28 protein-coding genes are annotated in these 24,799 nt (G+C 66.8%); 12 read left to right on the plus strand and 16 right to left on the minus strand.

Annotated features, from left to right (window positions below):
* Nucleotides 1-27 precede the first annotated feature (27 nt).
* From HL653_RS00900 to HL653_RS00920, 5 genes are all read right to left on the minus strand, one after another.
* Nucleotides 28-785 (minus strand): IS5 family transposase gene (locus HL653_RS00900; RefSeq protein WP_253718202.1). Its coding sequence is split into 2 segments (ribosomal slippage): nt 28-452 and nt 452-785, totalling 759 coding nucleotides; the frame shifts between segments, so codons are not numbered across the junction.
* Between the two features lie 118 nt (nt 786-903).
* Entirely contained in the window at nt 904-1,725 is an 822-nt protein-coding gene (locus HL653_RS00905) for an energy transducer TonB (RefSeq protein WP_171742834.1), read from the minus strand.
* A 56-nt stretch (nt 1,726-1,781) separates the two neighbouring features.
* Nucleotides 1,782-2,897 carry a DNA-processing protein DprA gene (gene dprA, locus HL653_RS00910; RefSeq protein ID WP_253717429.1) on the minus strand — a complete coding sequence of 372 codons (1,116 nt, stop codon included), beginning with the start codon at nt 2,895-2,897 and terminating at the stop codon, nt 1,782-1,784.
* On the minus strand, nt 2,884-3,462 hold the full coding sequence (gene plsY / locus HL653_RS00915) for a glycerol-3-phosphate 1-O-acyltransferase PlsY (RefSeq protein WP_171742835.1): 579 nt from the start codon (nt 3,460-3,462) through the stop codon (nt 2,884-2,886). The genes dprA and plsY overlap by 14 nt, the downstream gene beginning before the upstream one ends.
* Nucleotides 3,463-3,619: 157 nt before the next feature.
* The gene (locus tag HL653_RS00920; protein ID WP_171742836.1) at nt 3,620-3,799 is read right to left on the minus strand and encodes a CsbD family protein; all 180 of its coding nucleotides are present in this window, start codon (nt 3,797-3,799) and stop codon (nt 3,620-3,622) included.
* A 129-nt stretch (nt 3,800-3,928) separates the two neighbouring features.
* Between HL653_RS00920 and HL653_RS00925 the strand changes: the two genes are divergently transcribed.
* Entirely contained in the window at nt 3,929-4,465 is a 537-nt protein-coding gene (locus HL653_RS00925; protein WP_171742656.1) for a hypothetical protein, read from the plus strand.
* A 373-nt stretch (nt 4,466-4,838) separates the two neighbouring features.
* Here the strand turns inward: HL653_RS00925 and HL653_RS00930 are convergent, their stop codons facing one another.
* Nucleotides 4,839-5,321 (minus strand): DUF2721 domain-containing protein, encoded by a 483-nt coding sequence (locus HL653_RS00930; protein WP_171742837.1) that lies wholly within the window; start codon nt 5,319-5,321, stop codon nt 4,839-4,841.
* On the minus strand, nt 5,321-6,526 hold the full coding sequence (locus HL653_RS00935) for an LL-diaminopimelate aminotransferase (protein WP_171742838.1): 1,206 nt from the start codon (nt 6,524-6,526) through the stop codon (nt 5,321-5,323). The genes HL653_RS00930 and HL653_RS00935 overlap by 1 nt, the downstream gene beginning before the upstream one ends.
* Before the next feature lie 175 nt (nt 6,527-6,701).
* Between HL653_RS00935 and HL653_RS00940 the strand changes: the two genes are divergently transcribed.
* Nucleotides 6,702-8,432, plus strand: coding sequence for an alpha/beta hydrolase (locus HL653_RS00940; protein WP_171742839.1), 1,731 nt, complete (start codon nt 6,702-6,704; stop codon nt 8,430-8,432).
* A gap of 122 nt (nt 8,433-8,554) precedes the next feature.
* Here the strand turns inward: HL653_RS00940 and HL653_RS00945 are convergent, their stop codons facing one another.
* Both HL653_RS00945 and HL653_RS00950 read right to left on the minus strand, forming a co-directional pair.
* Complete coding sequence (locus HL653_RS00945; RefSeq protein ID WP_171742840.1) at nt 8,555-9,748, minus strand: alpha/beta hydrolase; 1,194 nt, start codon at nt 9,746-9,748, stop codon at nt 8,555-8,557.
* 2 nt (nt 9,749-9,750) lie between these two features.
* Complete coding sequence (locus HL653_RS00950) at nt 9,751-10,677, minus strand: acyltransferase family protein (protein WP_171742841.1); 927 nt, start codon at nt 10,675-10,677, stop codon at nt 9,751-9,753.
* A gap of 263 nt (nt 10,678-10,940) precedes the next feature.
* Here HL653_RS00950 and HL653_RS00955 point away from each other — a divergent pair, with 263 nt between their 5' ends.
* Nucleotides 10,941-11,426: a glycine zipper 2TM domain-containing protein gene (locus HL653_RS00955; RefSeq protein ID WP_171742842.1), complete on the plus strand. Its 486-nt coding sequence runs from the start codon at nt 10,941-10,943 to the stop codon at nt 11,424-11,426.
* 95 nt (nt 11,427-11,521) lie between these two features.
* Entirely contained in the window at nt 11,522-12,064 is a 543-nt protein-coding gene (locus HL653_RS00960; RefSeq protein ID WP_171742843.1) for a glycine zipper 2TM domain-containing protein, read from the plus strand.
* 58 nt (nt 12,065-12,122) lie between these two features.
* Here the strand turns inward: HL653_RS00960 and HL653_RS00965 are convergent, their stop codons facing one another.
* The 5 genes from HL653_RS00965 to serS all read right to left on the minus strand — a co-directional run bounded on the left by HL653_RS00965 (nt 12,123) and on the right by serS (nt 16,065).
* The gene (locus HL653_RS00965) at nt 12,123-12,548 is read right to left on the minus strand and encodes a hypothetical protein (RefSeq protein ID WP_171742844.1); all 426 of its coding nucleotides are present in this window, start codon (nt 12,546-12,548) and stop codon (nt 12,123-12,125) included.
* A gap of 4 nt (nt 12,549-12,552) precedes the next feature.
* Nucleotides 12,553-12,810, minus strand: a complete 258-nt coding sequence (locus HL653_RS00970) for a hypothetical protein (protein ID WP_171742845.1) — start codon at nt 12,808-12,810, stop codon at nt 12,553-12,555.
* A gap of 92 nt (nt 12,811-12,902) precedes the next feature.
* Nucleotides 12,903-14,018 (minus strand): M23 family metallopeptidase, encoded by a 1,116-nt coding sequence (locus HL653_RS00975; protein ID WP_171742846.1) that lies wholly within the window; start codon nt 14,016-14,018, stop codon nt 12,903-12,905.
* Nucleotides 14,019-14,023: 5 nt separating this feature from the next.
* Nucleotides 14,024-14,788 (minus strand): 5'/3'-nucleotidase SurE, encoded by a 765-nt coding sequence (surE, locus tag HL653_RS00980; protein WP_171742847.1) that lies wholly within the window; start codon nt 14,786-14,788, stop codon nt 14,024-14,026.
* Complete coding sequence (gene serS / locus HL653_RS00985; RefSeq protein WP_171742848.1) at nt 14,788-16,065, minus strand: serine--tRNA ligase; 1,278 nt, start codon at nt 16,063-16,065, stop codon at nt 14,788-14,790. Before serS ends, surE begins: the two co-directional genes overlap by 1 nt.
* A gap of 338 nt (nt 16,066-16,403) precedes the next feature.
* On the opposite strand from serS, the gene HL653_RS00990 reads away from it, so the two are divergent.
* From HL653_RS00990 to queE, 8 genes are all read left to right on the plus strand, one after another.
* Entirely contained in the window at nt 16,404-16,958 is a 555-nt protein-coding gene (locus HL653_RS00990) for a hypothetical protein (protein ID WP_171742849.1), read from the plus strand.
* A 169-nt stretch (nt 16,959-17,127) separates the two neighbouring features.
* The gene (gene dksA, locus HL653_RS00995; protein ID WP_171742850.1) at nt 17,128-17,583 is read left to right on the plus strand and encodes an RNA polymerase-binding protein DksA; all 456 of its coding nucleotides are present in this window, start codon (nt 17,128-17,130) and stop codon (nt 17,581-17,583) included.
* A gap of 109 nt (nt 17,584-17,692) precedes the next feature.
* Complete coding sequence (locus HL653_RS01000; protein ID WP_253717438.1) at nt 17,693-18,079, plus strand: PilZ domain-containing protein; 387 nt, start codon at nt 17,693-17,695, stop codon at nt 18,077-18,079.
* Between the two features lie 282 nt (nt 18,080-18,361).
* Nucleotides 18,362-19,558, plus strand: a complete 1,197-nt coding sequence (locus HL653_RS01005; protein ID WP_171742852.1) for an aspartate aminotransferase family protein — start codon at nt 18,362-18,364, stop codon at nt 19,556-19,558.
* Between the two features lie 136 nt (nt 19,559-19,694).
* Nucleotides 19,695-20,624: an ornithine carbamoyltransferase gene (gene argF, locus HL653_RS01010; RefSeq protein WP_171742853.1), complete on the plus strand. Its 930-nt coding sequence runs from the start codon at nt 19,695-19,697 to the stop codon at nt 20,622-20,624.
* A 127-nt stretch (nt 20,625-20,751) separates the two neighbouring features.
* Entirely contained in the window at nt 20,752-21,654 is a 903-nt protein-coding gene (locus HL653_RS01015; protein WP_171746701.1) for an Hsp33 family molecular chaperone HslO, read from the plus strand.
* Between the two features lie 501 nt (nt 21,655-22,155).
* Nucleotides 22,156-22,890 (plus strand): 7-cyano-7-deazaguanine synthase QueC, encoded by a 735-nt coding sequence (gene queC, locus HL653_RS01020; protein WP_171742854.1) that lies wholly within the window; start codon nt 22,156-22,158, stop codon nt 22,888-22,890.
* Nucleotides 22,887-23,561 carry a 7-carboxy-7-deazaguanine synthase gene (gene queE, locus HL653_RS01025; protein ID WP_171742855.1) on the plus strand — a complete coding sequence of 225 codons (675 nt, stop codon included), beginning with the start codon at nt 22,887-22,889 and terminating at the stop codon, nt 23,559-23,561. The genes queC and queE overlap by 4 nt, the downstream gene beginning before the upstream one ends.
* A gap of 124 nt (nt 23,562-23,685) precedes the next feature.
* Here the strand turns inward: queE and HL653_RS01030 are convergent, their stop codons facing one another.
* On the minus strand, nt 23,686-24,408 hold the full coding sequence (locus HL653_RS01030) for a hypothetical protein (protein WP_171742856.1): 723 nt from the start codon (nt 24,406-24,408) through the stop codon (nt 23,686-23,688).
* Nucleotides 24,409-24,573: 165 nt separating this feature from the next.
* Entirely contained in the window at nt 24,574-24,774 is a 201-nt protein-coding gene (locus HL653_RS01035) for a hypothetical protein (RefSeq protein ID WP_171742857.1), read from the minus strand.
* Between the last annotated feature and the right edge of the window lie 25 nt (nt 24,775-24,799).

Genomic DNA, 24,799 nt, shown 5'->3' on the forward strand with positions numbered 1-24,799 from the left:
TTCAGGGTGACATGGGTCTGGACTCAATCACTGGAGCCACCAGTTGACGATGGCGGCGAGAGTGATGGAGGCGAGGAAGACCTGAACCTTTCGGTCGTATCGTGTGGCGACGCGACGCCAGTCCTTGAAGCGGCAGAACATGCGTTCGATGACGTTACGCTTGTTGTAGACGCGCTTGTCGTAAGGGAACTGGACCCTGCGATGACGCTTGGGCGGGATGACGGCGATGGTGCCGCGGTTTTCGAGCCAATCGCGCAGGGCATTGGCATCATAGCCTTTGTCGGCGACCAGCTCTGCCGAGGGCGGCAGCGCCTCGATACATTGTATGGCGATCGCAATATCCGGGATATTCCCAGGAGTTACGACAAGGCTCCAGGGCCTTCCACGGTCGTCGCACAAGGCATGGAGCTTGGTCTGGCGCCCGTTCTGGGTACGGCCGATACCATGGGCCAAGGCCCCCCTTTTGCGCCGCCGGCGGTCCGGTGGGCCTTGATCAGGGTGGCATCGAGGAAGAGCCGTTCGGGCACGTCCGCCCGGCCCGCCAGCGCCTGAAAGATGTCGGTCCAGACGCCGCGCTCGGCCCAGCGCACGAAGCGATTGTAGAGCGTCTTCTTCGGACCATAATCCGCCGGACAGTCACTCCACCGGCCGCCCGATCTCAGCGCATGCACGATCCCCGACAGAACCCGGCAATCGTCAACACGCGGCCGTCCCGTCGCCTGCACCGGCAAAAGCGGCTCGATCACCGCCCACTGCTCGTCCGAAAACCAAAACATATCAGACATCTTCACCGCCTCCACACACACGCAGTGAATCACAGCAAGCTCCAACCTCAAAGACCCTTTTGGTCCGGACCCATTATCTCGAAAGCGGCCGTTTCCCATCGCTGGATGTTGATCAGCCCTACCCCTTATACGACACAGAAATATCCAGCACGAAGATCGCCCGCTTGGAGGCCGTGCCGGGCTGGAAGCGGGGCGGCGCCATCGCGACGATGTTGCACAGGTCGACCGATCGCCCCTGCATCTCCAGCGGGCGGATGCTGGTGCATTTGCCCATCGATCCGTCGGGATTGATCGAAATCTCCGATTCGGCGAGCAACTGGTAGAAATCGGGCACCTTGCCCTCGCCATGCTCCGGCAGGCCTTCATAGCTCACCTGCAGGCGCACATCGCTGACGCGCGCCTTCGCATAATCGGCCCCCATCAGGCGGGCGAGGAAGCCGCGCTCGCCGAAGGGGCCGCAATTGTTGCCGGTCTGGCCGAAGCGGTTCCCGCCCGATCCCGTCATCGTGCATTCGACCACGTCACCCCTGGGGCTGATGATCGAATGCGCGGTGAAGGTGCGATCGTTGATCTCCTCGGTCGTCTGCCTGGGCAGGCGCCAGCGGACGATCTGATCGAAGGTGGCGGTGGTGGGCTTGCCCTTCTTGTCCACCAGCGGGTGGAATTGCGCGCGCGCCATCAGCGCCTTGCAGGTGGCGGCATCCAGCGCATCATTGCCCACGCTCTTCACGATCCGGCAGGCGGTGGGCTTGCCGTCCTCCCCGATCTGCACCGCGAAATGGACGATGCCCTCCGCCTTCTGCGCGATCGCGCCGGGCGGATAATCGTTCGGCTGAAACCAGGTCTTCTGGTTTCCGATCGGAACGAGCGTGCGATAGGCCTTGGTCGGCGCCGCATCGGTCGCGGCGGCCATCATCATCAACGCCGTGAACGCCACCATCCCGCGTGCTCCTGCCCTGATCGTGTCCGCGAGTGTGGCGGCTGCGCGCTTCGCACTCAACCCGAAAGACTGACGCGGCCTCCGGCATGGCGATCGAGCCGCCCGCCCAGCTCCAGTTCCAGCAGCACCGTGTGCACGAGCGCTGGTGCGACCCCCGAGAGCCGCACCAGTTCGTCCACCGCCACCGGCACCGGGCCGAGCAGCTGCGTGACGACAATGCGCTCGCGATCCGCGACATCCATCGACACGGGCTCTTCCCGCAGCAGGCTGGGACGTGCGGCGGCCCGGCCATCGAGCGGGGCCAGCGCCTCGATAACGTCGGCCGCATTCTGCACGAGAACCGCCCCCTCGCGGATCAGCAGGTTGCAGCCCTGCGCGCGCGGATCGAGCGGGGAGCCGGGCACCGCCATCACGTCCCGGCCCGCCTCGGCCGCCAGCCGCGCCGTGATGAGCGATCCCGATTTGGGCGCCGCCTCGACCACGACGGTCCCCGCCGCGAGCCCGGCGATGATCCGGTTGCGATAGGGGAAATGGCGCGCGCGCGGCTCCGTGCCGGGCGGCTGTTCGGCCACCAGCAGGCCGCGCTCGGCGATGGCGCGCTGCAGCCGCTCATTTTCGGGCGGGTAGACAATGTCCGCCCCGCCCGCGACGACGGCGATCGTGCCGCCCTCCAGCGCACCCACATGCGCCGCCGTATCGATCCCGCGTGCGAGGCCCGAGACGATCACGCGCCCTTCGCCCGCCAGATCGTGCGCCAGCGCGCGGGCGAAGCGGATCGCGGCGGCGGAGGCGTTGCGCGCGCCCACCATCGCCACGGCGGGCCGCGCCGCCAGCGCCACGTCGCCCAGCACGATCAGGGCCACGGGCGCATCCTCCAGCTCGGCCAGCAAGGCGGGATAAGGCGGGCGGCCGAGCAGCAGATAGGCCCCGCCCATCGCCGCGACGCGCTCCGCCTCGCGCGCGATCTCGCCCGGCGTGGCGACCGAGGGCACACGCCCGCCGCCGCGCCGCGCCAGATCGGGCAAAGCCGCCAGCGCGGCGCCCGCCGTGCCGAAGCGGGCGAGCAATTGCCGGAAGGTGACGGGGCCGATCGTCTGGGTACGGATCAGCCTCAGCCGATCGAGGGCGTCGGCATCCAGCGACGCGGGAGCGATCGCCTCAGCGTTCGCCAATGCGCGGCTCTGTGCCGGCGAAGAGGCGCATCAGATTCGCGCGGTGGGTCCACAGCACCGTCAGCGCGAAGGCGAGGAAGGTGAGGGTGAGGCCCGGCTGGAAGAAATAGGCCGCGCAAACGGGCGTGAGCAGCGAGGCCGCCATGCCGCCCACGGACGAATGGCGCGTGAGCAGGGACGCGCCGATCCAAACGACCGCGAAGGTCAGCCCGCACGGCCAGAACAAAGCCAGCGCGATGCCCAGATAGGTGGCGATCCCCTTGCCGCCCCGGAAGCCCAGCCAGACCGGAAAGATGTGGCCATAGAAAGCGAACACGCCCGCCAGCACCCCGAGGCCCGGCATCACGCGCTCCGCCAGCAGCACCGCGACGGCACCCTTGCCCGCATCCAGGATCAGCGTGGCGGCGGCAAGGCTCTTGCGCCCCGTCCGCAGCACGTTCGTGGCGCCGATATTGCCCGATCCGATCGCGCGCAGATCACCCGCACCGCTGAAACGGGTGAGCAGCAGACCGAACGGGATCGAACCCAGCAGGTAACCGCAGAGCGCTACGAGCGCCGGCACCATCCATGCATTCAACGAACCGACCCCCTGCGTTGCGCCGAAATTAGCGGAACGCGGCGGGGATGCAATTGATCTGCATCATGGGCCGAACAAACAGCAAACGCGCCGACCCGTGGGGCCGACGCGTTCGCGCTTCGTCATCCCGAAGGATGCGACGGGATCAGATGCGGTTGATCACACCCTTCACGTCGCCCTTGGCTTTCTGAAGGTCGCCCTTGGCTTCCTGGGCATCGCCTTCGGCGCGGATGTCGGGACGGTCGGTCGCGTCGCCGATGGCGCGCTTGATTTTGCCGACGGTCTCGTTCGCGGTGCCCTTCAGCTTGTCTGCAATCTCGCCCATGACGCTACCTCCACTTGTCCAGCGACATGCTGGAATTGTTGGTAAAAACAGACGGAGCGCAGCGATGTTCCGACAGAGACGGCGCGAACGGCTTTCACCTCGCCGCACAATCGGCCATGGACTGGCGGCGTGACGACATTGCTTCCCCCCGCCCGCGCCACCCTCGCGGCAGCCGCCCTGCTGGCGCTGCTCGCCGGCTGCGCCACCACGCCGCCGCCGGCCGCGCCCAAGGCACCGCCCGCGCCGCCCCCCGCGGCGCCGCCACCTCCGCCACCCGCCGATCTGGCCTGGGCCGATCTGCCGCTGTCGCCGGGAAGCTGGAGCTATGCGCGCGAGGCCACGGGTTCGGCCGCCCGCTTCGGCACGAGCGCCGACGCGCCCGCTCTGGCGATCCGCTGCGAGAAAGCCCGCCGCCTGATCCATATCGCGCCGGCCGGAGCCACAGCGGGCACGCTGACGATCACCACATCTTATGCGGGCCGCGCTCTGCCGCTGGCGGCCGGCACCGGCGGCCATGCCGAAGCCACTTTGCCCGCCGTCGATCCCTTTCTCGACCGGATCGCGTTCAGCCGGGGCCGCGTCTCCTATGCGGTGGCGGGACAGCCCCTGCTGGTGGTGCCGGCCTGGGCCGAGCCGGCCCGCGTGATCGAGGATTGTCGCAGCTGATCTGGCCACCGTCCAGGTGCAGCGGCAGAGTGCCCTCGGGACCCGACGAGGCGCGTATCCTGACGCCAAAAAACTTTGAATCAAGGGCTTGCGACGCGCCCGAATCTGACTCACATTCGCCTTGCTTTTCAACTTAGCGAAAGGAGGTGATCCGATGTCTCATGGTTCAGCTTGGGGGTCGGTTCAGTCCGTTCGGGGGACGCGCAACTGAAACGCCGATCCACGTCGCTCCTGCTGCGACGCGTGATGGATCGGATCGTTTCGGAATAGCGCCGGGGGTCTCCCGGGCCGATATTCCGGCCGCTGACCATGTAAGGAGGACCGTCGGGGAAACCCGACGGTCCTTTTTCGTATGCGCGAGCCGGCGGAAGCCTCAGCTCCGCTCCAGCAGTTCATCCCGCACGCGGATCGCGGCGACGGCCATCCGCACTTCGTAGAGAAACAGGACGAGACTCGCGATCAGCAGCAGGAGGGAGACCGCGAACAGGATCGACAATGTGCGCGCGAAGCCCACGCCGACCAGCCGCGCGAGGAAGATGCCCGCGACGAGGCTGCACAAGACCACGGCGCTCGCCGTCGACAGGAAGATCGCGTTGTTCACGATCGCCATGCGCCGATCGAGGATCCTGAGTTCGCTGACCTGCCAGCCGTGACGCGGATGATCGCGCGGCGTGAAATTCTCTTCGATATAGCGCGCGCGATCGATGATCCGCGCCAGCCGCCCGGTCAGCATGTTGAGGATCAGGCCGATGCCGTTCAGCAGGAAGACCGGGGCCAGCGCGAACTGAATGTCGCGCGCCAGCCCCGGCAAGCTCTGAATGCGGAAGAGTTCGTCGAGATCGACCGGCAGCGGCATCAGCCGACGCGCAGGCCCGTATTGACGCCCATCGACTGGAGATATTTCTTCACGTTGCGCGCCGCCTGCCGCAGCCGCTGCTCATTTTCCACGAGCGCGATGCGGACATAGCCCTCGCCATTCTCGCCATATCCCACGCCGGGCGCGACCGCGACCTTGGCATGGGTGAGCAATTGCTTCGAGAATTCGAGGCTGCCCAGATGCGCGAGCGCGGGCGGCAGCGGCGCCCAGGCGAACATCGAGGCGGAGGGGCTCGGAATATCCCAGCCGGCGCGCGCGAAGCTCTCCACCAGCACGTCGCGGCGCTTGTGATACAGCTCGCGATTCTGCGCGACGATATCCTGCGGGCCGTTCAATGCGGCGCAGGCGGCGGCCTGGATCGGCGTGAAGGCGCCATAATCCAGATAGGATTTCACGCGCGTCATCGCCGCGATCAACTGCTTGTTGCCGACCGCGAAGCCGATGCGCCAGCCCGCCATCGAGAAGGTCTTGGAGAGCGAGGTGAATTCGATCGCGACGTCCTTCGCGCCCTTCACCTGCAGAATCGAGACGGTCGGCTTCCCGTCATAATACAGCTCGGAATAAGCGAGGTCGGAGATGATCCAGACCTTGTTCTCCTTCGCCCAGGCGACCAGCCGCTCATAGAAAGCGAGGTCCACCGTCTCCGCCGTCGGATTGGACGGATAGTTGACGACGAGGATCGAGGGGCGCGGAACCGTGAAGTTCATCGCGCGCTCCAGCGCCTCGAAATAGCGCTCGTCCGGCGTGGTCGGCACGGCGCGGATCGTGGCGCCGGCAATGATGAAGCCGAACGTGTGGATCGGGTAAGACGGGTTCGGCGCGAGAACCACGTCGCCGGGCGCCGTGATCGCGGTGGCGAGGCTGGCGAGCCCCTCCTTCGATCCCATCGTGACGACCACTTCGCTGTCGGCATCGACATCCACGCCGAAGCGGCGCGCATAATAGCCGGCCTGCGCCTTGCGGAGGCCGGGAATGCCCTTCGATGCGGAGTAGCCATGCGCGTCCGGCTTCTGCGCGACTTCGACCAGCTTGGCGATCACATGCGGCGGCGGCGGCAGATCGGGATTGCCCATGCCAAGATCGATGATGTCCTCGCCCGCCGCTCGCGCCGCTGCCCGCATCGCGTTCACTTCGGCGATGATATAGGGCGGCAAACGGCGGATGCGGTAGAAGTCTTCGGTCATCTCGTCCTCAGGCTGAAGGCCCGGAAAAGACGGGCGCGGATCGCTCGCCCTTTTCCAAGCGCTTGCGCTATAGGCGGTTTACGGGCGAATTGGCACCCCGAAGGCGCGGATCGAAACCTCGATCCACGGCCCCATCCGCAACGACCGATCCGATCGGGATCCGGAGGAGAGTTTGATGGCGAAGGCCACGGATAAGCCCCATGATGGCGGCGCCCTGCTCGATGAAATGGCGCACTGGACGGGCGTGATCGGCCAAGCCCAGCAGATGATGATGGAGCATGGCGCTTCAGCCGCGATCAAGGCGGGCGACGAATTCGTGGCGAGCATGGCCCAGATGCCGCTGGGGGATCCCGCCGGGCTCGCCAATGCGCCGGGCATGATGTGGGCCGAGACGCTCGGCTTCTGGCGATCGATGATGCCGGACAGCAAGCTGCCCGCGGCCGACGGCCGCTTCACCGCGCCCGACTGGCAGGAGCCGCTGTTCGACCTGATCCGCCAGAGCTACGCGATGGTGGCCGATCAGTTCCTCTCCGCGATCGATCATGCGCCGGGGCTCGATGCGCGCCAGCAGGAGCAGTTGCGCTTCGCCGCCCGCAATTTCGTCGACGCGATGAGCCCCACCAACTTCCCCTTCACCAATCCGCAGGTGGTGGCGAAGATCGTGGAGACGCGCGGCCAGAATCTGATCACCGGCCTGCAGCGGATGATGGACGACATGACGGCGGGCCAGATCCGCCATGTCGGCAAGGATGCGTTCGAGGTGGGCCGCAACATCGCGATGACGCCCGGCAAGGTCGTCTACGAGGCGCCACTCTTCCAGCTGATCCAGTACAGCCCGACGACGGAGAGCGTATCGGAGATACCGATCATCATCTTCCCGCCGTGGATCAACCGCTTCTACATTCTCGATCTGGCGCCCCAGAAGAGCTTCGTGAAGTGGGCGACGGATCAGGGCCTCACCGTCTTCATGGTATCGTGGAAGTCGGCCGACGCCAGCACCGCCCATGTGGTGATGGACGATTATATCCTTCACGGCGAATGGGAGGCGATCGAGGTCGTCACCCGCCTGCTGGATGTGCCCAGCACGCATGTGATCGGCTATTGCGTGGCGGGCACGGCGCTGTCGATGCTGCTGGCCTGGGCGCATGCGACGGGCCGCGCCGACAAGGTCGCCAGCGCGACCTTCTTCACCGCGCAGGTGGATTTCAGCGAAGCAGGCGATCTCTCGCTGTTCGTGGACGATGCCCAGCTCGCGCTGATGGAATCGATCGCCAAGGATGGCGTGTTCGACGGGCGCTATATGGCCGCGACCTTCAACCTGCTGCGCAGCCGCGACCTGATCTGGAACTATGTCGTCAACAATTACCTGCTGGCCGACGATTACAAGAGCTTCGACCTGCTCCACTGGAACAGCGACGTCACCAACCTGCCGGCCGAATGGCAGCGGCGCTATCTGGCCGAACTGTATCGCGACAATCTGCTGGTGAAGCCCGGCGCGCTCTCCGTGGCGGGCACACCGATCGACCTGACGACGGTGAAGACGCCCGCTTATGTGCAGGCGGGGCGCGAGGATCATATCGCGCCGCCGGGCAGCGTCTGGAAGCTCACGCATTATTTGGCCGGGCCGCTGCGGTTCGTGCTGGCGGGATCGGGGCATATCGCCGGCGTGGTGAACCCGCCTTCCGCGCAGAAATATCAATATTGGACCAACGAGGCGAAGGTCGACACGCTCGACGCCTTCGTGGCGGGCGCGGCCGAACATAAAGGCAGCTGGTGGCCGGACTGGCGCGCCTGGCTCGCCACGCAGGACGGCGGCACGGTGCCGGCGGAGGGCGCCCGCATTCCCGGCGAGGGCCCGCTGCCCGCGATCGAGGATGCACCCGGCCGCTATGTGCGGATGCGGTGAACTTTCTCTCCGTTCGTGCTGAGCCTGTCGAAGCACCGTTCTTTCTTAGCCGTCGGTGGCAAGGAAGAAGGACAGTGCTTCGACAGGCTCAGCACAAACGGGACGGGAAAAGGTGTGGTGCGTTAGCGCTGCGTCGTCGGCGTACCATCGTGGGCGCGTAGGAAATTGGCCACGATCTGTTGCGTCGCCTGGTTCGTGATCGCGCCATAGGTCGTGTTGAACTCATGGCCTGAATAGGGAAACACGATCCGCTGCACGTCATGCCCGCTCGCGCGCGCGGCGCGGACGAATTCGGCGGCGCCTTGCGGCGGCACCAGCGGATCGTCGCTGCCGCTGATGATCAATGTCGGCGGCAGCGGCCCCTTCAGATAGCGCGCCGGATTGAGCGCCGCATAGCGATCCGGAAACTGCGTCGGCGATCCGCCGATATAGCGGGTCAGCACCCTTTGCTGGATCGGCTGCAATTCGCGCGGCAGGTTCCACGATCCGATCGCATCCACCAGCGGCACCTTCATCACCACCGCCGCGACATGCGGCACATGCGGCCCGCATTGCGGATCGGCGCGGCCCGTATCGGCCGCATAGGCGGCCGCCATCGCGAGGCTGCCTCCCGCCGAGGTGCCGCTGATCGTCAGCCGGTGCAGGTCGAGGCCGAGCGCCCCGGCATGCTCCGCCGTCCAGGCGAGCGCGCATTCCACGTCGCGATTGGCGAGATTCCAGGTCGGCCGATCGTCGCGCGCCAACCGATAATCGATGCTGATCACGGTCCAGCCATGGTTCGCATACCAGCGCATGTTCGCGGCGCCGAAGGTGCGGCTGCCCTTCGAAAAGCCGCCGCCATGGATGAACATCACCACCGGCGTGAGCGCATCCGGCCGCTCCCTGCGCCCGCGATACACGTCCAGCGAGAGCGCCTCGCCGCCGGGCCGCGAATAAACGTGCGTCTCGTCCGGGGCGGCGCTTTCGCTGAAGTGGCGCCACGACAGCGCCTTGACGAGATTGATCCGCGCGCCGTTTTGGATCGCGACATAGGAGAGATGCGCCGTCACCCCCGCCGCCAGGAGCACGGCGATCGTCCCGGCCGCCATCGGGGCGCGCGACGAGAGAGCCTCCTTCCGCCGATGCGCGAGCACCGCCGCCGACAAGCCGAGCAGCGACCAGATCAGCAGCCACGGCGCATGATTGGGCACGATATCGACGAGATAGACGCGCACCGTCGGCACGACCGGAAAGATCGCCGACAGCAGGACGATCAGGCACGGCAGGACCAGCAACCATGCGACCGTCAGCAGGCCCGTTCGAAAAAGATGCTTCATGTCTACGCTGCCGTTCGCATCGTCAGCGCTTCATCCGGCGAGATGGTTCCGATACGGGCCGATCGGGCCGGATCACGAATGCCGAGGATCCCGCGCAGCGATTCCACCCGCGCGATCCCCGCCCAGCCCAGCGCCAGCAAGACGACGGTGACCGCCAGCATCGGCAGTCCGGACAGGCCCGCCGCCGCGCACAGGCCGAAGATCAGCGGATGCCACAGATAGAAGAACAGGCTGTCCCGCCCGACATTGGCGACCGAGGGGAAGTCCACCACGATGCGGCGGACGCGGGGCAGCATCCCGATCAGCGGCATGCACAGCAACAGCTCCGCCGCCACTTCGGCCTCCGGGGCAGGCTGGCGATAGAGGGCGGACCACCAGACCAGCCCGATCAGCGATACGATGATCGCATAAGGCAGCTTCGCGGGATCGGGCGGGCGGCGCGCCACCCACAGGCCGTAGGTGAAATAGATCGGGTAGATGAAATAACGCCGGTCCGGCATCCACGGGCTGTATTGCTCGATCCCGTGGCCGACGCCGAACGCGTACATGGCGGCGATGCTGGCGGGCACGGCGATGGCGAGCATCTGCCCGCGCCGGAGCCGGCACCCCCAGGCGATCAGGATGAAGGCCAGCATCACCGGCACGAACCACAGGTGGAACGGAGGCCGCACGATCAGTTCCAGCGGCAGGCGCCAGTCGACCGGCTGGACCAGCACGACATAGACGATCGAGGCGACCAGCCACGGAATGATCAGCCGGTGATAATGGCGCACCAGCGTCACCAGCCGCATCTCGCGCGCATGATCCAGATTGAACAGATAGCCGGTGAGCCCGATCAGCATCGGCATGCGAAAGCCGAAGCCGAGCCACACGATGAAGGTGTGCCGGCTCGTAAGCTCGGAAAAATGGCCGAGGATGACGAGAATCACGAGAAGGCCCCGGAAGAGATCTATGCCGCGATTGCGTCCATCATCCCGAGCCTGCGGTCTCACCGCCACTCCCCAATCCCCCCGGTCGCAACATCGGAGTGGATAGCGCGCAGTGGTCAGCAAAATGTTAAGACGGCCCGGAAAACCGCGCCGATCGGCGCAGGCGCGGTTCCTCGCCCCGCGATGAACGGCGTGTAGTTTTGGGTTCACGCAACCACCGGCCATGGCTTTCGTTGGCACCTCGTAACAAACGAGGAAAGACGATGAAGACCTTCCTGCTCGGTGCCGCGCTGGCCGCGATGACCCTCCCGCTGGCAGCACCCGTGCTGGCCGATCCGCCGCGCGATCATGGCCGTGGCCATGATCGGCATGACAATGGCCGCGGCTGGGGCAACGATCGGGGCGGAAATCGCGGCGGCAACGATTGGCGCAACTACCGCAACTATGACTGGAACCGGCCCGATCGCAGCCACGGCGGCTATGATGCCGCGCGTTATTATCGCGACGGGCGCGGCTACCAGGAGCGCCGCATCGGCCGTAACGACCGCATCTATCGCGGCAGCAATGGCCGTTATTATTGCCGCCGGACGGACGGAACGACCGGCCTGATCATCGGCGGTGCGCTGGGCGGCCTGCTCGGCAACAGCCTGGCGAGCGGCGGATCGAGCACCGTCGCGACTTTGCTTGGCGCCGGCGGCGGCGCGCTGCTAGGCCAGTCCATCGATCGGGGGAATATCCGCTGTCGCTGAACGGCAGGCTAATATCGGGCTCAGCGACCATTCAGTCGCGGCCCGATAAAGGCTGTCTCAGCATCGGATCACTCCGATTGCAAAGGAGACAGGGAATGCGTCAGTGGATTATCGCAGGCGTGATCGCGGCGACCGTATCGGGGGCCGTCGCCGCACCGGCCGTCGCGCAGTCGCGCGGGCAGATTGAGGCACGCTGGGCCGACGCGCAGCGCCGTTATCAGATCGAGACCGATCGCTATTATGCGGAGCGCGATCTTTATTATGCGTCGCGTCGCGGCGGCTATCGCCCGGCCGAGGTGCCCCCGCCGCCCCCGCCCCCGCCGGGTGCCTATGGCGCCGGCTATGCCGATGACCGCTACGATCCGAACTTCGATCCGGCCAATCACTATCGCCCCGGCGATCGCGAGCAGGTGCTGGCGAACGACGACCGCGTCTATGCGGGCAATGACGGCCGCTATTACTGCAAGCGTTCGGACGGCACGACCGGCCTGATCGTGGGCGGCGCGGCCGGCGGCGTGCTGGGCAACGTGATCGACGGTGGCCATTCGCGCACCGCCGGCACGCTGATCGGCGCTGCCATCGGCGCGCTCGCCGGCAAGGCGGTCGATCAGAACCAGGCGCAGATCAAGTGCCGCTGAGGCACTGATCGCAAACGGACGGAGGGACCCATCGTCCAGGCGGACGGTGGGTCTTTTTTTATGCGATCGGCTTCAGCTTCGCCCCGATGATGTGCCAGCGGCGCTGCTCCGCCGTCGATCCATCGACATCGTTCACGCGTCGGAGCGTGAAGCTGCCCGCGAAATGCTGGTGACGACCATTGGTCTGCACCGCTTCCACCCGCACCCTGATCTCGGCGTAGAGACTGCCCGCACCGCCATCCGCCTCGAACGGCGGGATCGGCGTGACCGCCACGTGCGCGGTATCGGCATAGCCCGCGCGCACCTGCGCGAGCGTGTACCGCCCATGCCAGAGCCGATAGGCGGTGCGATAATCACGCGCCTCGACCGCCGCATAATAAGCGCGGACGACCGCTACGGCCGCCTCGACCGATGCCTGCTGCGGCGGGGTCGGCGGGACAGGATCGGCCAGCGCGGCCGTTGCGGCCAGGATCAGAAGAGGCAAGACCTCAGCCGGCCATCGCCGCGATCCGCGCGGGCGCGCGCTTGGTGGCTTCATCCAGCGCGGGCCGCTTGCGACCCATCGACCAATTGCCCTGCATCCGCACCTTCGGATTGGGCGCGCACCAGATTTCACCACTGTCGTTGAGGGCCACGACCCACAGCAGATCGAATTCCTGCCCATAATCGATCACGGCGACGGCATAGCCATCTCCTTTGTCGAGCACGGTCAGGGGCAAGGGCGGTTCGAGCTGCGTGAAGGACATGGGCATCGCCTCCGAAAGACGGGGCCAGAACCCCCGTCATCCCGCCTCGGTTCCGTGCCAAATACTTGAACGCAGGGCATTTCGAACGACCTTCAATTCCGCTTGGGCAGCCACTCCATCGGATTGACCGGCTTGCGGCCGTCGCGGATCTCGAAGTGGAGCTGGGGTTCGCGCGCGGATCCAGTCGCGCCGGCCCTCGCGATCGGCTGGCCCTGCTTCACCGCCTGCCCACGCGTCACCAGCAGCGAATCGGCATGGCCATAAGCGGTGAGCCAGCCGCCCCCGTGACGGATCAGCACGAGCTTGCCGAACGCCGCCAGATCGCCCGCATAGGCGACCACGCCGTCCGCCGCCGCGCGCACCGTCTCGCCCATCTGCGCGCGGATGTTCACGCCATCGTTGCGCGCACCGGACGGCTGGAGGCCGTAGCGCCGCATGATCGATCCCACGACCGGCCAGACGAACTTGCCCGAGAAGGTCTGGGCGGGTTCCGCCACGGGCACGCCGGGCGGCACGGGGCGGGCGGCCGTCCGCACCGGCCTGGCCGGCCGTGCCTTCGGCGCGAGCGCGGGTTCGTTGCCGGTGACGAGATCGTCGATATCGATGTGGAACGCTTTGGCCCGCTCCTCCATCGACATGCCCGCCACTTCGCGCGTGCTGGGGATCAGCAGCCGCTCCCCCGCGCGCAGCAGGAACGGCTCCTCCAGGTGGTTGATCTCGGCGATACGGCCCCATTCGACGCCGTAGGCGCGCGCGATGGCGATGCCGCGCTCGCCCGGCCGCACGAGATGATAGCGCCCGGCCGGAACCTTCAGCTTCTGGCCGAGGCGGACGATAAACGGCCGCTCGATCTTGTTCTCGCGCGCGATCGCCATGAAGGCCGCACCCGTCTTGCCGGCGACGCGGGACAGCGTATCGCCCGGCTTCACCACATAGGTCTGCTTCTCGACATCCACCGCATCCGCGCGGGCGGGGGGGGTCTCTTCGGCGGACGGGGAGGCTGCGGGCGGAGCGACGCGCGGCCTGGCGGAGGCCGCCGACCTGGGGGCGGCCGGCGGCGCCTTGTCTTCTCGCGCCTTGTCTTCGCGCGATGCACCGTCACCACCGGAAGAGGAGCGCTTTTCGAACGCGGAAAAGGTCGGAGGGACGGCAGAAGCGGCGGCCGCTGGCAGCGCGAGCGCGAGCGCCGCCGCGAGCGGGCCGCCCATTCCCCTCACCCGAAGCGCGCTTCCAGCGCCGCCTTGGACGGATCATGCGTGAGATCCAGATGCAGCGGCGTGACCGCGACATAGCCCGCCGCCGTCGCCTCCAGATCGGTATCCGCATCGATCGTGCGCGGCGTGAGGCCGTGATGCATCCACCAATAGGGATAGCCGCGCGGATCCACGCCCTGCTCCAGCCGGGGCCGGGACCAGTCGCGCAGGCCCTGGCGGACGACCTTGATGCCCTTCACCTCTTCGGCCGGGATCGGCGGGAAATTGACGTTGATCAGTGTGCGCGGCGTCCACTCCATGCCGATCAGCTTGTCCAGCACGCGCGCGCACCAGCCCTCGGCCGCCTCGAACGTCACCGCGTCGCCCATACCGCGGCGCGGATAGATCTGGCTCAGCGCGATCGCGGGAATGCCCGCCAGCGCGCCCTCCATCGCCGCCGAAACGGTGCCCGAATAGCTGACATCCTCGGCCAGATTGGCGCCGCGATTGATGCCAGACAGCACCAGATCGGGCGGGCCATCCTTCATCACCTCGCCCAGCGCCATGATCACCGCGTCGGTGGGCGTGCCGTAGACGGCATGGTGGCGCGCATCATGGCTCCGCATCCGGAGCGGCGCGGTGATGGTGAGCGAGCGCCCCTTGCCCGATTGCTCCTCGGCCGGCGCCACCACGGTGACGTCGCTCGTGAAGCTCAGCGCGACGCGCTCCAGCAGCTCGATACCCTTGGCGCCGAGCCCGTCATCATTGGTGACGAGGATCCGCATCAGAGCGCCGCCAGCCGGTCGAGCCCGCCCATATAGGGCCGCAGCACGGCGGGCACGGTGACCGAGCCATCCTCTTCCTGATAATTTTCCAGCACCGCCACGAGCGTACGGCCGACCGCGAGGCCCGAACCGTTGAGCGTGTGGACGAACGCCGTGCCCTTCTCGCCCTCGGGGCGGAAGCGCGCATCCATGCGCCGCGCCTGGAAATCGCCGCAGTTGGAGCAGGACGAAATCTCGCGATAACGCTGCTGGCCGGGCAGCCAGACCTCCAGATCGAAGGTCTTGCGCGCGGTGAAGCCCATGTCGCCCGAGCAGAGCAGCATCCGGCGATAGGGGAGTTCCAGCGCCTCCAATATGCCTTCTGCGGCGCGCGTCATCCGCTCATGCTCGGCATCCGAATCGTCCGGATGCGCGATCACGACCAGTTCGACTTTCTCGAACTGATGCTGGCGGATCAGGCCGCGCGTGTCGCGCCCCGCCGCCCCCGCTTCGGAACGGAAGCATTGGGTGAGCGCGGACAGACGCATCGGCAGCGCACCGGTCGGCACGATCTGCTCGCGCACCAGATTGGTGAGGCTCACCTCCGCCGTCGGAATCAGCCAGCGGCCGTCCGTCGTGCGGAACAGATCCTCGGCGAACTTGGGCAGCTGGCCCGTGCCGAACACGGCCTCGTCGCGCACCAGCAAGGGGGGCGCGGTTTCGACATAGCCGTTCGTCCCGCTCTGCGTATCGAGCATATATTGGCCGAGCGCGCGGTGGAGCCGCGCCATCGCCCCGCGCAGCACCGTGAAGCGCGCACCGGACAGGGCCGCGCCCGCCTCGAAATCGAGGCCGAGCGGCGGGCCGAGATCGGCATGATCCTTCGCCGCGAAACCGAAATCGCGGGGCGTGCCCCAGCGTTTCTGTTCGATATTGCCCTCTTCATCCTCGCCCACCGGAACATCGGCGACGGGAATGTTGGGCAGCGCCGCCAGCGCGGCATCCAGCTCGGCCTGGGCATGGCCGCTCTCATGATCCAGCGCCGCCATCCGATCCTTGATCGCGGCGACCTCCGCCATCAGCGAGGCGGCGGCCGCCTCGTCCTTCTGCGCCTTGGCCTGGCCGATCGCCTTCGACGCCTCGTTGCGGCGCGCCTGGAGCGTCTGGACCTCGGTCAGCAGCGCGCGGCGGCGCTCGTCGAGCTGGAGCAGGGCAGACGCCGTCGGCCCGAGACCGCGGCGGGCAAGGCCGTGATCGAAAGCCGCCGGATCGTCGCGGATGACGCGGATATCGTGCATGGCCGGGCTATGGCCGGGGCGGTGAAGCCGCGCAACCCTTCGCGGGCGCGGGCGTTCGTTCCGCGCGACCAGCACTTGGGCGATGTGCCGCTCCGGCCAGCATCGCCGGCCACCTTCCGCAGACGGCGCAGCAACAATCGCATGCACCATCGACGAACCGTTAGCATCTCGCGGCGGATCGATCGACCAGATCGCGCACGCCCAAGATGAATTCACCATAGCCCGCGCGCGAATGACACCAGTCATCGTCCTGATACCACGGGCCATCGCACGATGACTTCGGGAACCTCTCCGCATGCTTATCTGTTGCTGTGACGAAATCATCAGGAGGCTATCCCATGTTCGCCAAGTTTGTTTTGATGTCGGGTGCCGCGATGCTCGCCATGCCCGCTCTGGCCCAGACCGCCGCACCCGCGACGGCTCCGACCGCCGCCGCTACGCCGGGTGAAGGCGTCGTCACGGGCGCGAAGGTCGTCGATACGGCCGGCGCCGAAGTCGGCACGATCGAATCGGTCGCCAGCGGCAACGCCATTCTCTCGACCGGCGCCGCCAAGGTGTCCGTGCCCGTCACCTCCTTCGCCAAGGGCCCGAACGCGCTCGTGTTCGGCATGACGAAGGCGGATATCGAATCGAAGGTGGCGCAGGCCAGCTCGGCGCCGGTGGAGATCACCGTGGGCGCGCTGGTGAGCGATCCTTCGGGCGCCAAGGTCGGCACCGTGAAGGAAGTCGCGGCCGACGGCGTGACGGTCGCATCCGACACGGCCCAGGCCAAGCTGCCCAAGACCAGCTTCGCCAAGGGCCAGAGCGGCCTCGTCATCGCGATGAGCCCGGACCAGTTCGATGCGGCGGCCAAGGCCGCGGGCGGCGCGAAGCCGGCCGACAGCGCGTCGTAATCGCCGCGGGCAAGATCGCCACAGCGACGAAAAAATCGAGGGGCGCCGCGGGGATACCGCGGCGCCCCTTTTTCTGCCCGCTTGTCGGCCCGCCAGCCACTGTCTATAGGCCCGCTCGGGGACGGGACAGGCCGGGAAATTTCCCGTCTGTCGGGGTTGGAAGAGCGGCATGGCGAGTGTGGCGGACGACGTAGACGGCCGGGGCTCCGGCGACATTGAGCTTCCGCGAGATTATCGGCCCTCGCCCGACGAACCGTTCATGAACGATCGGCAGCAGGCCTATTTTCGCGCCAAGCTGCTCGACTGGAAGGACGCGATCCTGCGCGAATCGCGCGAGACGCTGAACCAGCTTCAGATCGAGCCCCTGCGCGAACCGGACGTGACCGATCGCGCCTCCAGCGAGACCGACTGGTCGATCGAGCTGCGCACCCGCGATCGCCAGCGCAAGCTGATCTCCAAGATCGATGCCGCGCTGCGCCGGATCGACGAAGGCGAATATGGCTATTGCGAAGTGACCGGCGAACCGATCTCGCTCGCCCGGCTGGAAGCCCGCCCCGTCGCGACGATGACGGTGGAGGCGCAGGAGCGCCACGAGCGCCAGGAAAAGGTTTCGCGCGACGATTGATCCGCGCGGGAGCTTTTCGCGATTTTTTTCAAATCGTGGCGATCACGTTAACCGGATTTCAGTCACCTCGTCCTAACCCTTCCTTTTGGGTGGACGAATGAGGCAGAGCGTGGACGCGTCAGGAGGCGGTTTCGAAGTGGAAGAGGAGGAGCAGCATTATGCGCACCTTCGCTCCGCGCCGCGCGACAGCATGTTCCTGCTGGCCACGATCCGGCGGGTCGGCGGTGCGGACGTGCCGATCAAGGTCCGCAATCTTTCGGCGGGCGGCATGATGGCCGATTGCCCGACCAGCTTCTCGCGCGATGAACTGATCGAGGTGGAGCTGCGCGGAATCGGCACGGTCGGCGGGCGCATCGCCTGGGGCACGGGCGGCAGGATCGGCGTGGCCTTCGATCGCGAGATCGATCCCAAGCTCGCGCGCAAGCCCGTGACCGGCAATCCCCAGCCCCAGCTGGTGAAGGCCGCCAAATCCATGTGGCGCCCCGGTCTGCGCTGATCGCGCGCACCAGCATCTCATAATCCCCGCTGATGCTGAGCTTGTCGAAGCATCGTCCTTCTTCTGCGGCGGGTCGACAAGAAGAACCGCATTTCGACAGGCTCAATGCAAACGGGAAAGATATTCCCTTATCTCCCGCCCCGAAATCACACCCCGGCCCCCATCACCGTTGCACGACTCTCGCCCCCCCTTTATAGGCGCGCGCTCCGGCGGCCTGATGGCCGCCTTTGTCGTTTCCGGAGCCTGTTTCCAGAACTTGTCGTTGTAGGAAGGACCACGTCGATGTCGATCACGCCCCTCATGCCCGTTTATCCGCGGTGTGGCGTGCGTCCGGTCCGCGGCGAAGGCGCCTATCTCTATGGCGAGCGAGGCGAAGCCTATCTGGACATGGCCGCTGGTATCGCCGTGAACATCCTGGGCCATAGCCACCCGGTGGTGGTGAAGGCGATCAGTGATCAGGCCGCGACCCTGATGCACGTCTCGAACCTGTACGGCATGCCGCTGGGCGAGCAGTTCGCCGAGGCGCTGCTGGCCAAGACGTTCGCGGATACGCTTTTCTTCACCAATTCGGGTGCGGAAGCGGTGGAGTGCGCGATCAAGACGGCGCGCCGCTATCATTATGCGAACGGCCATCCCGAGCGGAACCGGATCATCACCTTCTCGAACGCCTTCCACGGGCGGACGCTGGGCGGCATTTCCGCCACCGATCAGCCGAAGATGCGCGACGGGTTCGAACCCCTGCTGTCGGGCTTCACGGTCGTGCCGTTCAACGATCTGGCGGCGGCCACCGCCGCGATCGGGCCCGATACGGCCGGCTTTATGCTGGAGACGGTGCAGGGCGAAGGCGGCATCCTGCCCGCCACGCAGGAGTTCATGACCGGTCTGCGCCAGCTCTGCGACGAGCAGGGCCTGCTGCTGATCCTCGACGAGGTGCAGTGCGGCTATGCGCGCACCGGCACCTTCTTCGCTTATGAGCAATATGGCGTGACGCCGGACATCATGGCGGTGGCCAAGGGCATCGGCGCGGGCTTCCCGCTCGGCGCCTGCCTCGCCACCGAGAATGCCGCCAAGGGCATGGTGATCGGCACGCACGGCTCCACTTATGGCGGCAATCCGCTCGCGATGGCGGTGGGCCAGGCGGTGCTGGGGGTGGTCGGTACGGAGGCGTTCCTCGCCAATGTGCGCGCGACGGGCGATCGGCTGCGCGGCGCGCTGGAGCAGCTGATTCCGAACCACGATCATGTGTTCCAGGAGGTGCGCGGCCTCGGCCTGATGCTCGGCATCAAGCTGAAGCCAAGCGTCGAGGCGCGCGGTTTCGTGGCGCATTTGCGCGACAATCATGGACTGCTGACGGTTTCGGGCGGCGACAATGTCGTCCGCATCCTGCCGCCGCTCAATATCGACGACAGCCACATCGCCGAATGTGTCGAGAAGCTCTCCGCCGGCGCGCGGAGCTTCCCGGTGCCGGAGGCGGCGTAACGACCCGGTTTTCCTAACCCGTTCGCTTCAAGCGCAGGTTCGAGCCTGCCGAGAACCGAAGTCGAGAAGGTTTCTCGACGGACGCATCTCGACAGGCTCGATGCTGCTCGAAACGAACGGAGAGAGAGATAGGCATATGACCCGTTCCTTCCTCGATCTCGCCGACGCCGGGCCGGAGGGCCTGCGCGCGATCCTCACCGAAGCGCAGCGCCGCAAGCAGGCGCGCATGGGCTGGCCCAAGGGCATGGCGGATGCCGATGCGCCGCTCGCCGGCCACACGCTGGCGATGATCTTCGAGAAGAACAGCACGCGCACGCGCGTCTCGTTCGACATGGCGATGCGCCAGCTCGGCGGCTCGACGATCATCATGGAGGCGGGCTCCACCCAACTCGGCCGGGGCGAGACGGTGAGCGACACCGCCAAGGTGCTGTCGCGCTACGTCGACGCGATCATGATCCGCACCGACGATCATGCCAAGGTGGTGGAGCTGGCCGGCGAGGCGAGCGTGCCCGTGATCAACGGCCTCACCGACAAGAGCCATCCCTGCCAGATCGTGGCCGATCTGCTCACCTATCAGGAGCGGCGCGGACCGGTGGAAGGCAGCCGCTGGGCGTGGCTGGGCGACGGCAACAATGTGCTGCACTCGATCATCGAGGCGGGCAGCCTGCTCGGCTTCGATGTCGCCGCCGCGACGCCCGAGGGCTATGATCCCGATCCCGCGATCGTCGAGGAAGCGCGCCGTGTGGGCAACCATCCCCCGATCCTGACGCGCGATCCCAACGAGGCGGTGGCCGGCGCCGACATCGTCGTGACCGATACGTGGATCTCGATGGGCCAGTCCCATGCCGAGCAGAAGCTGGCGGCGATGGCCCCCTATCAGGTGACCGAGGCGCTGATGGGCGGCGCCAAGCGCGACAGCCTGTTCCTCCACTGCCTGCCCGCGCATCGCGGCGAGGAAGTGGTCGACAGCGTGATCGACGGCCCCAAGTCCGCCATCTGGGACGAGGCCGAGAATCGCCTGCACGCGCAGAAGGCGATCCTGCTCTGGTGCTTCGGGCTGATCTGACGCCCATTGCGTCATTCCCGCGAACGCGGGAACCCAGCTCCGCCGTCGAAGCTGGGTCCCCGCGTTCGCGGAGATGACGGGGGAAGGACGCGCCGATGGGGTGGACATTCCCCATTCCCATCCCGACATGGCGGCGATGACACTCTCTTCTCCCGATCAGGCGCTGGGCTTCACGATCACCAGCCGCAGCGCGCGCGGCCGCATTGCCCGGCTCGGCACCACGCTCGACTCCATTCTCGGCGCCCACGGCTATCCGCCCGCGATCGAGCGCGTGCTGGCGGAGGCGCTCGTGCTGGCTGCGCTCTTCGGCTCCACGCTGAAGGATGCCGGCGGCCAGATGACGCTGCAGGCGCAGACCGAGGGCGGCGCGATCGACCTGCTCGTCTGCGATTTCCGCGGCGGCGAGATGCGCGGCTACGTCCGCCACGATCCCGAGCGGATGGCCGAGCTGCCGACCGAGCCCTCGCTCTTCGCGTTGTTCGGCAAGGGCTATCTGGCGATCACCTTCGATCAGGCGGTGACAGGCGAACGCTATCAGGGCATCGTTCCGCTGGAAGGCGGATCGCTGGCCGAGGCGGCCGAAAGCTATTTCGCACAATCGGAACAGATCCCCAGCCTCGTCCGCATCGGCGTCGAGCGCCTCGCGGACGGCACGCATATGGCGGGCGGCCTGCTGCTGCAGCATCTGCCCGAGGGCGAGGAAGGGCGCGAGCGGCTGCACACGCGGCTCGACCATCCCGAATGGGAGCATGTCGCGGCGCTCGGCACCACCGTCCGCGCCGAGGAGCTGACCGATCCGGCGCTGCCGCTGAAAACGCTCGTCTGGCGCCTGTTCAACGAGGATGAGGTGCGCGTGCTGCCGTCGATCGCGCTGGCGCGCGGCTGCCGCTGCGACCCGGATCACGTCCGCTCGGTGATCGAGCGCTTCCCGGCCGACGAACAGGCGGAGATGGCCGACGAACAGGGCCTGATCCACGTCGACTGCGAATTCTGCGCGCGCCGCTTCTCGCTGGAAGCCGCGACGGTCTGAACCCTGCCGGCGTTCTTCCGCTCTGTTTCTGGGCAATCCGTATTCCGGCGAACGCCGGAATCCAGGGCTGCAAGCGCAGCATTCGAAGCTCTGGGCTCCTGCGTTTGCAGGAGTACGAGAAAGCAAAAGGGGCGACGCCGGTTTTTCTGGGCAGGATGCGGGCGCGGCCAAGTCCTGCCCACGTTCACCTGACATTTACCACGCCGGGCGTAGAAGACGACTCAGTGTTCCGGCACTGTCCTCCCTAGCGGGCCCACGCCCGATACTGGGCCGCTTCCTTACGGGAGCGGCCCATTTCTTTTGGGCCCGCGCTCCCTGTCCGCAGCCCCCGCGAAGGCCGGGGCCCATGTCTGTCAAAGCCGGCGATACCGTCCGAATGGGAGCGGCATGGATGCCAACCTGCACTGGCATGACGATCAGAGAAGGAGGACTGGTCTTCCGGTCATCTGCTCCCTCCACAAACCTTCCATCGCGCGCCCTCGCCCCCTATGTGGCCACGCCATGAGCACAGCAGCATCCCAGCCCCGCGAGAAAGCGGTCGTCCTCGTCTCCGGCGGACTCGATTCGATGGTCGTGGCGGGCCTTGCGCGGGAAGCGGGGCGCGATGTGTGCGCGCTAACGATCGACTATAACCAGCGCCACCGCGTCGAACTGGAGGCGGCCGCCCGCGTCGCCGCCGCGATCGGGGTGGAGCGGCATATCGTGCTGCCGTTGGACCTCACCCGTTTCGGCGGATCGGCGCTCACCGCCGACATCGCCGTGCCCAAGGAAGGCGTGGGGCTGGATGGCGCCAGTGACGGCGGAATCCCCGTCACCTACGTGCCCGCGCGCAACACGATCTTCCTCAGCCTCGCGCTCGGTTTTGCCGAGGCATGCGGCGCGCGCAGCATCTGGATCGGCGTGAACGCGCTCGATTATTCGGGCTATCCCGACTGCCGCCCCGAATTCGTCCGCGCCTTCCAGGATCTCGCCAACCTCGCCACCAAGGCCGGCGTGGAGGGCGATCGTTTCCGCGTCGAGACGCCCCTCCTCCACATGACCAAGGCGGATATCGCCGCCGAAGCCGCGCGGCTGAGGCTGGACGCGGGCATCAGCTGGTCCTGCTACGATCCGGTGCCGACCGACGACGGCGCCAGAGCGTGCGGCACGTGCGACGCCTGCCGCCTGCGCGCCAAGGGCTTCACCGAGGCGGGCCTGCCCGATCCCACGCTGTACGCGGGCGAAGCGCCGCGATGAGCTATGCCGTCAAGGAGATGTTCCTGACGCTGCAGGGGGAAGGATTGCAGGCGGGGCGCCGCGCGGTGTTCATCCGCTTCGCCGGCTGCAATCTCTGGTCGGGGCGCGAGCAGGATCGCGCCGACGCGCAATGCCGCTTCTGCGATACGGACTTCGTCGGCGTCGACGGCGAGGGCGGCGGCCGCTTCGCCGATGGCGCGGCGCTGGCGGCGGAGGCCCGCAATTTCTGGGATCGGGGCCTTACCGCGCCCGAGGCCCGTCCCTTCGCGGTCATCACCGGCGGCGAGCCGACCTTGCAGCTGGACGCGGAAGCGATCGACGCGCTCCACGCGCAGGGCTTCGAGATCGCGATCGAGACGAACGGCACCAACAAGGTGCCCACAGGCGTCGACTGGGTGTGCGTGAGCCCCAAGGCCGGCACCACGATCGTGCAGACCGAGGGCGACGAACTGAAGCTGGTCTGGCCGCAGACCGGGCTCGATCCCGCCACTCTGGAAAGCTGGGACTTCCGGCACCGGCTCGTCCAGCCGATGGACGGAACGGCGCTGGGCGGCCGGGCTCCGGACGGCGAGGTACTGGGCGACACGCGTCAGGCCTGCATCGATTTCGTCCTCGCCAATCCGCGCTGGCGGCTTTCGGTGCAGACCCACAAGATGATCGGGGTACGTTAGAAGGACATCGGTATTCCTGCGAACGCAGCAACCCAGAGCTTCGAGCACACCGCTAGCCGTTCTAGGGCTTGCGGCTCTGGGCTCCGGCTTTCGCCGGAGCACGAGCGGAATGTGTCGCTCCCCCTCAATCCTTGCAGGGGATCTCCTTGCCCTTCTTGTTCACGCAGGTGAGCGAGGGCATCGGCGTCGCGACGATGCTGGAGGTGCCATAGGCGAACACCATGTCGCCGGCCGGCGAGAGGCTGTTGCGGAATTCGCGCATGCGGGCCGTCGCCAGCGCGAGCAGTTCGCCGCGATTGACCGCCAGCGCCTCGCGGCCGAGCGAGGACGCCGTCTCGCAGAATTCCAGCTGACCGTGGAAGGTCGAGAAACCGTTATAGGTGCGCGTGGAAAATTGATCGATCGCGGTCTGCCAGCTGATGCCGCCGCTCTTCGCCTTCGGCGCGGGCTTGCCCTTCACGGCCTTGCCCTTGGCCGCCGCGACCGGCGCCGCACTCTGGCGTTTGAAATAGGCGACCAGCGTGTTGTACGCATCCTGCAATTCGGCGCTGTGGTTGCGGAGCAGGGCGTTGTAATTGCTCACCGTCAGCAGCGAAGGCGCGAACTGGCATTGCAGCGCAGCAACGTTGAGCCCCGCGCGCATCCCCCACAGGAGGTTCGCCTTCACTTCCTTGGGCGTGGCACCGGGCAGAGGCACCAGCAGGCCGGGCTCGTCACCGGTGACCGGCTCGCCCTTCAGCTGCGGCGAACGCCAGAACAGATAGGCCGAGGCGGGCTCCGCCACCGAAACCGCCACCAGGCTGGCCACGGCCACCGCCGGAATCGCCTTCTTCCAAACCCTTGCCATCCGGTCTCCTCCCGACGCGACTTAAACAGCTTTGCGGGGCGCGCGGCAAGCAAGATGCCGTTTCGGCCCCGTTTCGGCGGGAGGGGACGCGCCTTCCTCCAGCCGGAATCAAAAGGGCTGCCGGGTATGATCCCGGCAGCCCCGAAATGCAGTCCTGTTAAGGACTTACATCATGTTCGAGCTGTTGCTCTCGTTCATTTCCATGCCCGACATGTCGTTCATGGAGCCCTCTTCCGGCGCCATGGTGTTCATGTCCGTGACGTTGGTTTCGGTGATGTTGGTGTTCTCGGTCTTGCCGCAGGCCGAAACGGCCAGCGCAGCGCCGGCGATCATGGCGACAGCCACGGTCTTCTTGATGATGTTCATGTCCAAACTCCCTAGTGCGATTTGG

Origin of the sequence: Sphingomonas sp. AP4-R1 (genome assembly GCF_013113735.1) — a bacterium.
In the GTDB taxonomy this organism is placed as follows: domain Bacteria; phylum Pseudomonadota; class Alphaproteobacteria; order Sphingomonadales; family Sphingomonadaceae; genus Sphingomonas_I.